Source organism: Exiguobacterium sp. s133, from assembly GCF_018618595.1.
GTDB lineage: Bacteria > Bacillota > Bacilli > Exiguobacteriales > Exiguobacteriaceae > Exiguobacterium_A > Exiguobacterium_A oxidotolerans.
This window is the reverse complement of the sequence record NZ_JACSMK010000001.1, coordinates 1-14,926: the sequence shown is the minus strand read 5'-3', so window position 1 is coordinate 14,926 and position 14,926 is coordinate 1. Positions and strand designations below refer to the sequence as shown.

At 45.7% G+C, this 14,926-nt stretch carries 10 protein-coding genes; 8 read left to right on the top strand and 2 right to left on the bottom strand.

Going from position 1 to position 14,926, the window contains the following annotated elements; translation table 11 throughout:
* Positions 1–13: 13 nt before the first annotated feature.
* Both KNP96_RS00050 and KNP96_RS00045 read right to left on the bottom strand, forming a co-directional pair.
* Positions 14–691 carry an amino acid ABC transporter permease gene (locus tag KNP96_RS00050; RefSeq protein WP_088837267.1) on the bottom strand — a complete coding sequence of 226 codons (678 nt, stop codon included), beginning with the start codon at positions 689–691 and terminating at the stop codon, positions 14–16.
* Positions 688–1,530, bottom strand: coding sequence for a transporter substrate-binding domain-containing protein (locus tag KNP96_RS00045; RefSeq protein WP_088837266.1), 843 nt, complete (start codon positions 1,528–1,530; stop codon positions 688–690). Before KNP96_RS00045 ends, KNP96_RS00050 begins: the two co-directional genes overlap by 4 nt.
* Positions 1,531–1,821: 291 nt before the next feature.
* Here KNP96_RS00045 and gltB point away from each other — a divergent pair, with 291 nt between their 5' ends.
* The 8 genes from gltB (at position 1,822) to KNP96_RS00005 (ending at position 14,474) form a co-directional block, all read left to right on the top strand.
* Entirely contained in the window at positions 1,822–6,297 is a 4,476-nt protein-coding gene (gltB, locus tag KNP96_RS00040) for a glutamate synthase large subunit (protein WP_214768547.1), read from the top strand.
* Positions 6,297–7,763, top strand: a complete 1,467-nt coding sequence (locus KNP96_RS00035) for a glutamate synthase subunit beta (RefSeq protein WP_214768546.1) — start codon at positions 6,297–6,299, stop codon at positions 7,761–7,763. The genes gltB and KNP96_RS00035 overlap by 1 nt, the downstream gene beginning before the upstream one ends.
* A gap of 146 nt (positions 7,764–7,909) precedes the next feature.
* Positions 7,910–8,203: a PTS sugar transporter subunit IIB gene (locus KNP96_RS00030; protein ID WP_214765075.1), complete on the top strand. Its 294-nt coding sequence runs from the start codon at positions 7,910–7,912 to the stop codon at positions 8,201–8,203.
* Positions 8,196–10,214, top strand: a complete 2,019-nt coding sequence (locus KNP96_RS00025; protein WP_088837262.1) for a BglG family transcription antiterminator — start codon at positions 8,196–8,198, stop codon at positions 10,212–10,214. Before KNP96_RS00030 ends, KNP96_RS00025 begins: the two co-directional genes overlap by 8 nt.
* A 211-nt stretch (positions 10,215–10,425) precedes the next feature.
* The gene (locus tag KNP96_RS00020; protein ID WP_088837261.1) at positions 10,426–11,859 is read left to right on the top strand and encodes a PTS mannitol transporter subunit IIBC; all 1,434 of its coding nucleotides are present in this window, start codon (positions 10,426–10,428) and stop codon (positions 11,857–11,859) included.
* A gap of 20 nt (positions 11,860–11,879) precedes the next feature.
* The gene (locus KNP96_RS00015) at positions 11,880–12,317 is read left to right on the top strand and encodes a PTS mannitol transporter subunit IIA (protein WP_214768545.1); all 438 of its coding nucleotides are present in this window, start codon (positions 11,880–11,882) and stop codon (positions 12,315–12,317) included.
* A gap of 2 nt (positions 12,318–12,319) precedes the next feature.
* On the top strand, positions 12,320–13,465 hold the full coding sequence (locus KNP96_RS00010) for a mannitol-1-phosphate 5-dehydrogenase (protein WP_214768544.1): 1,146 nt from the start codon (positions 12,320–12,322) through the stop codon (positions 13,463–13,465).
* Between the two features lie 211 nt (positions 13,466–13,676).
* A complete protein-coding gene (locus tag KNP96_RS00005; protein ID WP_088837258.1) occupies positions 13,677–14,474 on the top strand; it encodes a hypothetical protein in 798 nt (265 codons plus the stop codon).
* Positions 14,475–14,926: the final 452 nt, after the last annotated feature.

The following is a 14,926-nucleotide window of genomic DNA, read 5'->3' as shown; positions in this document are numbered from 1 at the left end:
CTTTTTATGTCGGTTAAAGATAACGAGCAAAATGACGCTCTAGAACTTCTTGTACAGCTGCAATCAATGCGCAAATTCCCCAATAGATGAAGGCGATTACGAAATAAACCGTCATGTAATCGAATTCGCGTCCACCGACGATTTTTGCACGTTGAAAGATTTCTGGGACGGTAATCATCGCAGCTAAAGAAGACGCTTTGACTAAATCGAGTAAAACGTTCGATAAAGGTGGGATTGCCAAACGAATCGCTTGCGGGAGAATGATTCCGACTAGGACGCGATAAGGAGAGAGGCCGAGAGACTGGGCAGCCTCTCTTTGTCCTTTGTCGACAGACACAATGGCGGAGCGAATGATTTCTGCCATGTACGCAGCACTGTTGAGACTGAAGCCCGTTATCGCTGCTGTTAGCGCATCGAGTTCGATATTGATCACAGGTAAGCCGAAGTACAGCATGAAAAGAATCACGAGGATCGGTACACCGCGCATGAATGAAATATAGAGCGTCGCAGTCAGGCGTAAAAAACGAGACGCTGATAAACGAGCAAGTGCAAGCAACAAGCCGAATATCAGACCTAATCCCATGCTTGCGAATGCAATCCATAATGTATGTCCAAGTCCTCCTAAGATATAGGGAAACGCATCAACCGCTAACTCAGGATTAAACACGGAGCGCCAGTCGACATTGCTCAATTCACATCCACAATCGTCGTTTTGACGTCAGGCATTTTTGAAACATCTTTGTTGGCGTAATATTGCTTTGATAATTTTGCGAGCGTACCGTCTTTTTTCATCGCCTCGATTTGAGCGTTAATGTTTGATTGGAGCTCTTTATTATCAAGATCCATGATGAGACCGACTTGACTCGGATTATAGGCGATGTCCGGGTGGATCGTGATGTCGAAGTCTTTGAAGAAATCGACAGCAAGGCTTTGAAGATAATAGTCGTTCAAGATGACATCCGTTCGACCATTCGAGACGTCGCGGAGATATTGATCGTTCGTTGCATTATCATATGTGACTTCTTTTGCACCATATTTTTTAGCGATTTGCATGTAAGTCGTCGTTGCCTCGCCAGCTGCTTTTTTACCTTTTAAATCCTCAAGAGATTGTATGTCAGATAAATCACTTTTACGAACGATGGCCGTTCCGTACGTATACTTGTAAGGTTTTGAAAATGCGAATTTTGCTTTCCGTTCTTCTGTGATTGTAATATCGTTTGCGGCAAGATCGACTTGTCCAGTATTGACGCTCGTCAACATACCATCGAATGACATCTCTTTGAAGTTTACTTTTAGATCGAGTCGTTTTGCGACTTCTTTAACGACTTCGACGTCAAAGCCAGTCAACTTGTTGCTCTCTTCATCATGAAACGACGTTGGATAAAGTGTTCCGGCAGTAGCTACTGTCAACGTCCCCTCCTTAACGATTTTGTCATATGCTGTCGTCTTCTCTTCTTCCTGACCACAAGCGCTAAGGAAAAGGGTAGTTCCTGCAATCAAGAGCCCTGTCCACTTTACTGAATTTTTCATAACGTACTTCCTCTCTAATCAAAATAATAGATTTCTCTTTATTAAAAATACCACGCTTGAAACACTCGTTGCAAAAAATAAAATTTAAACGAGAATAATTCTTCTGAAAAAATAATTAGAATGATTATTCATCTTTATGTAAGCGTTAACATTGTCTAGCCTTAGGGAATCATAAGTGATTTGGATATAATAGTTTCATTTATACATAGTGGCGAATAATCATAAAAGAGTGTAAAGTATATTTTAACTGAATATACAGAAAATTTAGAACGTGTTAAGGAGAGTGAAATTATGTCATTTCATCAATTGCCTGAACGGCAAGGTTTATATGATCCGAAGCAAGAACATGATGCGTGTGGAATCGGAGTCTATGCGCACCGAACCGGGAGACCGAGCCATGAAATCGTCGAAAATGCACTCGCGATGCTCTGTCAGATGGAGCATCGAGGCGGACAGGGGAGCGATGCGAAAACAGGGGATGGTGCCGGTGTCTTAACTCAAATTCCCGACCGTCTCTTTCGGGAGACATTTCGGAATGTAACATTACCGAAAAAAGGAGATTATGGTGTCATGATGATGTTCCTGCCTCGGGAGGAACGGTCGAGACAGCGACTCGAACGCGCTTTAGAATCAATTATTTTATCAGAAGGACAACGGGTGATCGAGTGGAGAACGGTACCAGTCTCGAATACAGTGATTGGTGAAAAAGCACGTCAAACAGAACCGGTCATTCGCCAATGCTTCATTGAAGCGAAGGACATTGAAGGGTTGGCCTTCGAACGAACGTTATTCATGATTCGTCGTTCTTTTGAACGAGAAGCAAATCGTCTCAGGATCGAACAGTACGTGCTCAGTAGTTCGAGTGAGACTATCGTCTATAAAGGACTTGTCACTACAGATCAGCTCGGTCAGTATTTTGATGATTTACGTGATGAACGGTACCAATCAGGGTTTGCGATTGTTCACTCACGTTTTAGCACGAACACCTTCCCGAGTTGGAAACGAGCTCACCCGAACCGCTATTTGATTCATAATGGAGAAATCAATACGTTACAAGGCAATATTCAAGCGATGCGTGGACGCGAAAAAAGTCTTGCGAAAACGACGTATGGTCGCCGTGCAGATGATGTGCTCCCAATCCTCGATGAATCAGGAAGTGACTCGTCGATGCTCGATAATGCGTTTGAATTTTTATACTTGTCTGGTTTGACGTTAGCGGAAACAGCTTTAATGCTGGTTCCAGAGCCATTCGAGCATGCGGAAGTACGGCCGGCGAAACGTGCTTATTACGAGTATCACAGCAGTATGATGGAGCCATGGGACGGTCCGTCTGCCATCGTATTTACGAATGGGAAACAAATTGGCGCGACACTTGACCGAAATGGACTCAGACCTGCCCGTTATATCATGATGCGCGATGGTCACTTTATGTTGTCCTCAGAATCAGGTGTCCTCCCGATTCCAGAAAAAGAGATTTTGTATAAGAAACGTTTGATTCCTGGTGAGCTTTTATTGCTTGATTTTGCTTCCGGTCAGCTGATTTCTGACGAAGAAGTGAAACGGGATCTTGCGATGCGCCATCCTTATGCCGAATGGTTATCAGAAGAACAGATTCAATTACCGACGTTAATGCACTCAGAAACGATTGAGGAATTAGGTACGACGCAACGTCTGTTTGGATACACGCGAGAAGATATCGAGCAATACTTGATTCCTCTCGTCGAGGAAAAAAAAGATCCGCTTGGTGCGATGGGAACGGACATCCCACTCGCTGTATTAAGTGAGCGACCACAATCGTTGTTCCGTTACTTCAAACAATTGTTTGCCCAAGTCACCAATCCACCAATCGATGCGTTACGTGAACAAATCGTCACGTCAACGATGACCTGGCTCGGGCGTCAAGGTGAACTATTGACCCCGAACCGGAAAAACTGTCGTCGGGTCCGCTTGAACTCACCGGTGCTAGTTCCGGCTGAAGCGCATGCGCTCAATCAAACAAAGTTGAAACAAAAAACGTTATCAACATTGTTTACGAATCAAATGGAAGAAACACTTGAAACGCTCCTCGAAGAAGCGGTTCATGCCGTCGAATCGGGTTGTGAGTTGTTGATTCTTTCTGACCGGAACATTCGACCTGGAGCCATACCGATGCCAATCCTGCTCGTGACGAGTGCCGTGCATCACCATTTAATCCGTAAAGGGCTTCGGACAAACGTCAGTTTAATCATCGAAGGGGGAGAAGTCCGGGAGGTGCATCACTTCGCGGCGCTGCTCGGTTACGGAGCTGACGCAATCTACCCGTACCTTGTATATGCGACACTCGATGAAGCGATTGGTGAAAAACACGCGGACAATGCTGTTCGTTATCGTAACGCCGTGACGGAGGGGGTCGTCAAAGTCATGTCGAAGATGGGGATTTCGACCGTCTTCAGTTATCGGGGGGCGCAGATTTTCGAAGTCGTCGGGATTTCGACGGACGTCATCGATCGCTACTTTACGGGAACAGTCTCTCAACTCAGTGGTCTGTCGCTCGCTTTGATTGAAAAGGAAGCGAAACGTCAACATGAGGAAGGGACGAAACGGACGTTCTTGGAATCAGGTAGTGTCTTCCGGTACCGTAATGACGGAGAACATCATGCGTTCAATCCGGCGACGATCCATTTGTTACAACATGCTTGCCGAACTGGGGACTATCAGTTATTCAAACGGTACTCAAATCAAATTGCAGAAGAACCCGCAACCTTCCTGCGCCATTTGTTGACGTTCAAGGAAACGACACCGATTCCGCTCGAGGAAGTCGAACCCGCGAGTGAAATCGTCAAATTCTTTAAGACCGGTGCGATGTCGTACGGTTCACTATCGAAGGAAGCTCATGAAACACTAGCGATTGCGATGAACCGTCTAGGTGGTAAGAGTAACAGTGGTGAAGGTGGCGAAGAAGAGGAACGGTATCAACTCGACGAAAATGGTGACTCACGGATGAGTCGGATTAAACAGATTGCATCAGGTCGGTTCGGCGTGACGAGTCATTATTTGATCCATGCGGATGAACTCCAGATTAAAGTCGCACAAGGCGCGAAGCCAGGCGAAGGGGGACAACTCCCAGGCGAAAAAGTGTATCCGTGGATTGCGCGGGTCCGTGCTTCGACACCGGGTGTCGGTCTGATTTCACCACCACCACATCATGACATTTATTCAATCGAAGACTTGGCTCAATTGATTCACGATCTAAAGCGGGCAAATGACGAGGCGCGGATCAGTGTTAAGCTTGTCGCAAAAGGAGGCGTCGGAACGATTGCTGCCGGTGTCGCCAAAGGACTTGCCGATGTCATCGTCATCAGTGGGCATGATGGAGGAACGGGGGCTTCCCCGAAGACGAGTATCCAACATACGGGCTTACCGTGGGAACTGGGACTCGCTGAGACGCATCAAACGCTAGCCTTGAATGGTCTGCGGGAACGGGTCAGCTTAGAAACGGACGGTAAGTTACTAACTGGACGCGATGTCGTCATCGCAGCGATGCTCGGGGCGAATGAATATGGATTTGCGACAGCACCATTGATTGCCGTCGGTTGCATCATGATGCGTGCCTGTCATCTAGATACGTGTCCGGTCGGTGTCGCGACACAGGATCCGAAGTTGCGTGAAAAATTCACCGGATCTGCCGATCACGTCGTCCATTTCATGACGTTCGTTGCGGAAGAAGTTCGTGAATATTTAGCTCAACTCGGCGTCCGTAGTCTAGCGGAACTCGTCGGACGGACGGATCTTTTAATGACATCGGATCGTTTGACGAATCACTGGAAAGCAGCCAGTCTCGACTTTTCTCGACTACTTGTTCAACCAACATATGATTCGACGTCGACACAAGCGCAAGATCATGCTGTCGCGAAGTCGTTTGACCACCGTGAAATCGCTCCGTTGCTTGATCATGATGCATTTACGGAAAAACAAACATTTGCGCTTGCGATTACGAATACAGACCGGGCAATCGGTACGAATACCGGATCACGTCTGACACGGATGTTCGGAGAAATGGGCTTACCTTCCGATCGCCTAACATTGAACCTGACAGGATCAGCCGGACAAAGCTTAGGTGCATACGTGCCTCGCGGAATGACGTTGAACGTCGTCGGGGATGCTAATGATTACGTTGGAAAGGGATTATCTGGAGGAATTCTTTCGGTTCGTCCTGATATGAAGACGAGTTTTGTTTCTTCAGAGCAAGTCATCATCGGTAACGTCGCGCTTTATGGTGCGACGAGTGGGGAACTGTACGTCAATGGACAGGCAGGCGAACGGTTCGCCGTTCGAAACAGTGGTGCGACGGCAGTCGTCGAAGGAATCGGGAATCATGGCTTGGAATATATGACGGGCGGGAGTGTCGTCATTCTCGGTGACGTCGGAAAGAACTTCGCTGCCGGTATGTCAGGTGGTGTCGCCTACGTCTTACCGAAAGACATCGCGTTGTTCCGCTCGCGCGTCAATCTCGAGCTCGTCACGATGGGCGCAGTAACAGACACGGAAGAAGCGGCACGCTTAAAAACATTTATCGAACGTCATGTCGTACGGACGAACAGTGAACAAGGACATGCGATTCTTTCAAACTGGGATCATGTTTTGAGTTCGTTTATTCGTGTCATTCCGACGACCTATCAAGTCGTCACGACATTGATGGCCGATTATGCGAAAAAAGGACATAATACGGAAGAAGCGATGTTGTTAGCGTTTGAGACACACCTCGGACGCGGAACGGGAGGTCAATAATGAAAAGACGCGATAAATTCATGAGTGTTCCTCGCCAGTCCGGACGAGAGCGCGCCAGTACAGAACGGATTCAAGACTTTAATGAATATAAAGAAGCATTTTCTGAAAGTGAGGCGTCGGAACAAGCCAGCCGGTGTATGGATTGCGGAACCCCGTTTTGTCATGTCGGCGAGACCTATGGACATGTCAAAATTGGTTGTCCGGTCTACAATTTGATTCCCGAGTGGAATCTCCTCGTCGAAGAAGGAGACTTTAAAGGAGCGCTCGAGCGCCTGCATCAAACGAACAACTTCCCGGAGTTCACGGGACGTGTTTGTCCCGCACCGTGCGAAGGTTCATGTACGTTATCGATTAATGAACCGGCCGTCGCGATTAAACAGATTGAGCGTACAATCATCGATATCGGCTTTGAAAAAGGATGGGTCGTTCCGCGGGTGCCATTGAACCGGACGTCCCATCATGTGGCAGTCGTCGGTTCTGGTCCGGCAGGGCTTGCCGCGGCCGATCAATTGAATCAAGCAGGGCACCAAGTCACCGTTTTTGAACGGGAAGATCGTATCGGAGGTCTGTTGACGTACGGGATTCCGGCGATGAAGTTATCAAAAGATATCGTCGAGCGTCGTGTCGATCTGCTCAAAGCAGAAGGCATTCTCTTTAAGACCGGCGTAACGATCGGTCTTGATGTGACGCTGGACGAGCTTGAACAAGCGTTTGATGCCGTCATTCTTTGTGTCGGTGCAACGGAACCAAGAACGTTACCAAATCTTCCGACGAGCGGTGTCGGTTACGCGATGGACTATTTAACAAGCGTGACGCGCCATCTGTTGTCGAATCAATCCCTGCTTGAGCAACACGATACGCGAGGTAAAGATGTTCTCGTCATCGGTGGCGGAGATACGGGAGCGGACTGTGTCGCGACGGCACTCAGACAGGGTTGCCGTTCTGTCGTCCAGTTCGGGAAGCATGAAATGCCAGGTCAGGTCCGGGCGAACGACAACATGTGGCCGGATACACCGAACCTCTTTACACTTGACTACGGTTATGCAGAAGCATTCGATCAATTCGGACATGATCCTCGCGAATATTTGATCGCGATCACACGTTACACGACAAGTGATTCCGGTCGCTTGACAGGGGTTTGGACGATTCATAATGAAAAAGTAAAGCAAGCAGATGGGTCAATTGAATTCCGAGCAATTGAAGGAACAGAAAAATACTATACGGTCGACTTGATGCTGATTGCAATCGGCTTCAGCGGAGTCGAGCAGACGGTCTTGAATCAACTCATCGTTGAATCAGAGCGAGGGAAAATCAAGACGAAGGGATATGCAACAAATCGGAAGGGTGTCTTCGCTGCAGGGGACGCACGGCGCGGACAGTCCTTGATTGTCTGGGCGATCCGCGAAGGGCGGGAAGTGGCAGAAGCAGTCGAACGACATCTGTCACTGATGACTCAAACGGGCTAATTCATTTAACGTCATGTATGGGAACAGTTAAGTTTCCACACATGGCGTTTTTGTTGTTCCTTAAAAAAAGTCTGAAAAATGTCTGTAGAAATTAACATTTTTAATGACACATCCGCTAGGATTAAAGAAAAGAGGTGGGTGATGACGTGAAACGTCTTAAAATCGGATTCGTCTGTGATTCTGGGTTAGTAGGGAGCGTCCTAGGAGCGAACGTGCTACGAAAGCGCCTGCGACAGGAGCAGTTGCAAGTCGATGTTCAGAGTTATCGTCTGAAGGAGGTCCCTACTGAAATACATCTGATTGTCGGACCTGAGAAGATTGTCCGCCAAGTGACGGGGGTGACGGATTATCGCGTATGCATCGTCAATCATCTGTTGTCTGAAGCGGCTTACGATGAAGTGATCACTGTATTAAGAAAAGAGTTGATTAAGGTTGATTGAGTTTTCTACACGAGAACGTGAAGTCTTATTTTATTTGTTGACAAAAACAGAGCCTGTTCAAGTCCAAGAAATTGCAGAAACGCTTGGAACGTCCGAACGGACCATTCAGCGTGAACGAGAACCGATTGCTCAAACAATTGCTTCTTTTCAGTTAGAACTGGATTATATTCGAGGAAGAGGATTAGTGCTCGTTGGGGATGAAAGTGACAAACGGAAGCTCCGAGAGGCATTGTTATTATCACATAAAGCATTACCTTCGACGGATGACCGGCAAGTTGAGCTCACTTATCGTCTCTTACAAGAACCGGGCATGATTAAATTACAGGCACTTGCGCATGCGATGTACATCGCACCGAGTACGATCAGTCAAGATTTAGAGCGGATTGATGAATGGTTTCAACAATATGATTTAGAGTTGCGGCGGAAGAAGGGGATCGGAGCTGAAGTCATCGGCGAAGAAATCAATAAGCGTCGTTTATTGCTTTCGCTTATTTTCACGCAATGGGATGTATTGTCCTTTTACCGGTTGCTCCAAGGGGATCTTAATCAATTACCCGATCTTTTGCATCCGGCGCGTAATCAGTGGGTCGAAGCAATCAATCAATCCTATGCAGTAATCGCTCCCGTAATAAAGCAACAGGAACTGAGCGACCGGTCAATTATGCGAGCCACACTTAGTTTGGCGCTCCAAGCGATTCGGATGGAAATATTTCCAATGCGCTATGAATTGAAAACGTACCCGGTCGAAGTGCTTCAACGGGTAGACATCATCGGACGACGTCTACCCTATGCGTTGACAGTTGCGGAGCGTCAATGGATTTCAGAAGAACTACGCAATTTTCAACAAGATCAACTAGACAGTTCTGAAGAATTGGTCATTCGATTGCGCGTCAAGCGATTGATTGAGGAAGTCTCTCTTTTGTATGGAGAGCAGTTTACAGAAGACAGTGCCCTTGAGCGGGGACTCGTTTCCCATATCATGTCCTATACGCGACAAAACGTCATCAATCCGTCTTATGTCATCAAGCAGATTGAAAGGGAGTATCCACGGCTGTTCGATTCGGTTAAACAGGTGGCGCAAACCGTCTTTTCGGATCAAGCGTTTGCTGATCATGATTTAGCATTTTGGGTGATGCATTTTGGAGCGGTATTAAGTAGACCTGTCGTAAAAGTTCCGTATCGCGTTCTGGTCGTTTGTTCAGCAGGACTTGGCTCTTCCAAATTATTAATGAACCGGTTGCGACAAGAGTTTTTAGAACTTGATCAAATCGAAAATTCTTCCTTGTTCGGGATTGATCGTTTGAATTTAACTGATTACGACTTTGTATTATCGACGGTTCCGTTGCCGGATATCAGTCAACCACATTTACTCGTCAACCCCTTACTTCCGCAAGATGAAGTCGATCGCGTCAGAAAACTGCTTGTCTCGCTTCCGAAATCATTTAAACAACCCGCCCGAAAAGAGGTAAAGGGGTGGTTAGATTTAAAACGATTAGAACAACTTGTGAAAACGGCACGTGAATTGACAGAATTTTTTTCGATTGAGTCGATTGCTTCACAGTCAGAAGGCCTAGAAGAGCTGCTTCTTGAAGTAAGTAATGTGATGGTTATGAAAGATATCGCGCATTCAGCGGTCCAGCTGTCGACACAATTGTTGCGGCGGCATGAAATGTCAGGTCTTGGAATTCCAGGAACACGGCTCGCATTATTCCATGGACGTGACAGTTCAATCAAACAGGGTGCCTTTTTAATTTTCGAGCTGAATCAAGCTATCGATTTGCTCGGAATGGATCAAGTCATCCATCCAGTTGAGCGGATTTTAGTACTTGTCGCGCCCGAACAAGCACCGGATGAACTTCTTCAATTGCTGAGTTCAATCAGTGGTGCAATCATTGAAAGTGAAGAACGGACGACTCAGTTTGAATATGGCGATGAACAACAATTGGACACCGTCCTCAATGAAACATTCCGCAAAGTCATTGAACGGGAGTTGAATGTTACGGAAGTTTGATGTGATGAATGAATCGAATAGACAATGAAAAATGGAATTCGTCTCGTGACGAATTCCATTTTTCATTGTCCGCTGTACTATCTTTTTCACTTGTCCAACTACCTTGCCAAAACGCGAACTAGGAAAGATTGAGTAAGCGTTTGCAAGCAGTATACAATAAACATGTAGCAAAGAACGACTAACTGAATTTAATGAAATGGAGGCTATAGAGATGGCAACTGCAACTAAAGGAATCCGTGGATTACGGGTACAAGTACAACGATTTGGGAGTTTTTTAAGTGGGATGGTCATGCCGAATATCGGTGCATTCATCGCTTGGGGAATCATTACAGCACTATTCATTCCAACCGGTTGGGCTCCAAACGCAAGTTTAGCGGAGTTGGTAGGTCCGACAATCACGTATCTCTTACCGCTCTTAATTGGTTTTACTGGTGGTAAATTAATGCATGACGTTCGAGGGGGTGTCGTCGGGGCGCTCGCAACGATGGGTGTCATCGTCGGGACGGAAATTCCGATGTTCCTTGGAGCAATGATCATGGGGCCTCTCGGTGGATTCGTCATCAAGAAATTTGATCATTTCATCGAAGGAAAAGTGAAACCAGGTTTAGAAATGCTCGTTAACAACTTCTCTGTCGGCATCATCGGTGGTTTGTTGATGATTGGAGGATTTGAAATCTTCGGTCCGATCATGACTGGGTTGGATGATGTCATGGCGGCGGCAGTTGGTGCAATCGTCAGCGCACAATTATTACCACTTGCGAGTCTCTTCATCGAACCCGCAAAAATCTTATTTTTAAATAACGCCATTAACCACGGAATTTTAAGTCCACTTGGTCTCGATCAAGTCAGTGAAGCAGGAAAATCCGTTTTGTTCTTACTTGAAGCGAATCCGGGTCCAGGGCTTGGATTATTACTCGCATACTCAGTCTTTGGTTCAGGTGCAGCGAAAAAAACAGCGCCAGGTGCTGCATTCATCCAGTTCATCGGTGGGATTCATGAAATTTACTTCCCGTACGTACTAATGAAGCCAGTTCTTCTTCTCGGTATGATCGCGGGTGGAATGAGTGGGATTTTGACATTTGTTATATTTGATGTCGGTCTTGTCGCTCCGGCTTCACCAGGTAGTATCATCGCTGTTCTTGCGATGGCAGCACGTGGATCATATGTCGGCTTGATTGCGGGTGTTCTCATCTCTGCAACGGTAACGTTCGTAATTTCTGCTGTCTTACTCAAAACGAGCAAAGCGAAGGAAACGTCACTTGAAGAAGCAACGGCGAATGTCGGTGCAATGAAAGGTAAGAGTTCAATCACGTCATCACTTGTCGCAGCAGATTCTAAAAAATCACTCGCTGAAGTCGAACACATTATCTTTGCGTGTGATGCTGGAATGGGTTCGAGTGCGATGGGAGCTTCCGTTCTCCGGAATAAGATCAACAAGGCTGGCTTGCCGATTAAGGTGACGAACACGTCAATCAGTAACCTGCCAGCAGACGCAGAGTTCGTCATTACGCACCAAGATTTGACGGAACGTGCAGTCGAACAAGTTCCAGATGCAGAACATCGCTCGGTCGAAAACTTCTTGAATGCTGCATATTACGATCAGCTCGTTCAAGAAATTGAAAAGGCACGCAATAAAATTTCTTAAAAATTAGAGGGGGATTTACAATGGCAACAGCAATGAAACTAACAGAAGATATGATTTTACTCGATCAGCAATTCGATTCAGAAGAAGCGGCAATTCGTGCGGCGGGGAAACTCCTCGTCGATCACGGTTTTGTCCGCCCGGCCTATGTGGACTCGATGTTAGCTCGAAACGAAATGTCGAGTGTATATATTGGAAATCATGTTGCGATTCCACACGGTACGGAAGAAGCAAAAAGTGAAGTCGAAAAATCAGGATTATCGATTCTTCAAGTCCCGGGCGGTGTAACGTTCGGTACTGAACCAGCAAAATTAATCATTGGGATTGCTGGTGTTGGTGAGGAACATTTGGAGATTTTATCAAATATCGCAGTGATTTGCTCAGATGAAGACAATGTCGAGCAGTTGATTCAAGCGAAAACGAAGCAAGAAATCATCGAACTGTTATCGATGGAGGTGTAAAAATGAAAGCCGTTCATTTTGGAGCAGGTAATATTGGACGTGGCTTCATCGGATTACAACTTGTGAAGTCAAACTACGAAGTTTGTTTTGTTGACGTCAACACGACCGTAGTAGACGAATTAAAGTCTCGAGGCACATATGAAGTCGGCTATGCAGCTGAAGGAATGGCAAATCAGACCGTAACTGGTGTTACGGCACTCAATAGTATGACGGAAGCAAACGATGTCATCGCAGCAATTGCAGACGCAGAAATTGTTACGACGGCTGTCGGACCAGCACTGCTTTCGAAAATTGCACCCCTGATTGCTAAAGGGTTGGAAAAACGAACAAAAAATCAACCCATTTATGTCGTCGCTTGTGAAAACATGATTGGTGGATCGACACACTTACAAACAGAAGTGGCACGTCATACGACGTTAACTGAAGCTGCAAGTTATTTTCCAAATGCAGCGGTCGATCGTATTGTACCGCTTCAGCGTCATGAAGATCCGTTGTACGTTGAAGTCGAACCATTTTTTGAATGGGTGATTGAAACGAAACGATTGCCGGCAGATTATCCAGTTTTAGAAGGCGTAACATATGTCGAGGAAATTACACCATTCATCGAACGAAAGCTGTTCACTGTCAATACAGGTCATGCACTCACATCGTATCTAGGTGCATTATTCGAAAATGAAACGATTGCCCAAAGCCTGCAAGATCATCGTGTCCGACGCGGGGTCCAGACGGCTCTTTACGAAACAGGATGGTTGTTACTAGAAAAATACGGGTTTGACGCGAAAGAGCATAGTGCTTATATCCAAAAGAATATTCAACGGTTCGAAAATCCGCGGATTCATGACGAAATCGTTCGTGTTGCCCGTTCGCCAATCCGTAAACTCAGTCCGAATGATCGCCTTGTCAAACCAGCGCGTGAATTGATGGAGCGTGGCATCGAAGCGAATGGACTAGCACTCGGAATCGCAGCGGCGTTAACGTATTCTGACCCGAATGATTCGGAATCTGTTGAATTGAAAACATTTATCGAAACAAAGGGGATCGAAGAGACTTTAGTGACGTATCTAGGCCTTCAGCCGAATGAGCGTCTCGGTCAATTAATCATCAGCCAATATAATCAAATCAATGATTCAATCAATTCGCTTGCTTAAGTAGTTAGGGAAGGGTAAAGAAATCGGGCGTGCGTCCTCAGTGATGCACGCCCGATTTCTTTTTAACGATGTCTATTCTTAACATAAATGAACAAGAATTTGTATACGAGATTTGGAATATTCGAAAACGAATATTATTTCCGTCAAATAGATTGTACGCTATAGAAACGGAACCTGTCTGTTTCGATTTTTTCTATAAGAAGGTGGAAACATGCTGAATTATAAAGTGAACGTCTATATGATCAATGGTTCTCGACCAAAGAATGGGAAATCGGGTAGTTTCAAAAATTTGATTTATACGAGTCAGTTTCTTTCCTACACACCTGTCGACTTAGTGCATCAATTGATTTTAAATCGATTGATGATTGAACAAGATAAAAATACAGGATTGATGTATACACTTGAAGTCAATACCGTGATTGATCAATATGTCGTCGATGTCCGTGTTTATGCAGAAAAGACGGTTGATCCGCAAATCGAGCGTGATTTGATTGAAATCATTGAACGTGAAGAAGTCAGACACATCCCATCCCTTGAAATCGGAAAACCAGACTTTGCGGAATTCGCGCATCTCGTTCTTCATGTTAAAGAGTCAAGTTTACGGTTTACCCAAGACCGTGTACAAAGCATCTTCGACGAGTCTGGCGTTCGTGGAAGAATCATTCTTCAAAAGGAACGGATCGATAGCCATGAACCTTCGCATTCAATCCAATTGTTGATCGGTGGTTCGGAAAAAAGTTTATATAGTTTATCGCAGTACCAACTCGATCCGTTGTTCCGGAAATATGGTCTCGTGATTCAATCATTGAATTTATTGCCATTTGACTTATTTTCGATTCGGGAAAAAGTAGCGATGTTATCTTCAGCAGACGAATCACGACTATGGATTGATGATATCACGACTTCTAAGAATGGCAGAAGCCATCAAATTTGTTTTCATGATGGGCAGGAATGCATGACCGTCATCTGTGATTATCGTGGGTCGATTCGTTCGTACAAATGTTCTTGAACTACCTCCACCTACGCTACGCTAAGAGGTGGAAGGTTCCTGAGTGATCCGACCTATCGGTCGAAACTTTATCAGGCTAACCCCGTCGTTCCGACGGTTGAGAGTTAATCTTGTCAGTTTCTTTTGCACGGATGCCTACTTTGCTTGGTTTTCGCTACTTCGGTCATTCGCAAGGTGAACGTTGAAGATTTTACGTGACAGACGAACTCCCTGTCACAACCCTATATCTTCAGTTTTTAAAGAACATGACATTGATTTTATTCCTGATTTTGAGTGTTTTTGAACCAAGAATGTCGTGCAATTGACGTGTCTCAAGACACGTCGCATACATAAGACAAACCTTCATTTCCAAGTGGAAATGAAGGTTTGTCTTATGTATGCGTAAAAAATATGACACTCCATTAGGATTCCGACTGGAATCCCATGACCAATTGGCCAATTTTTTGAGGTTC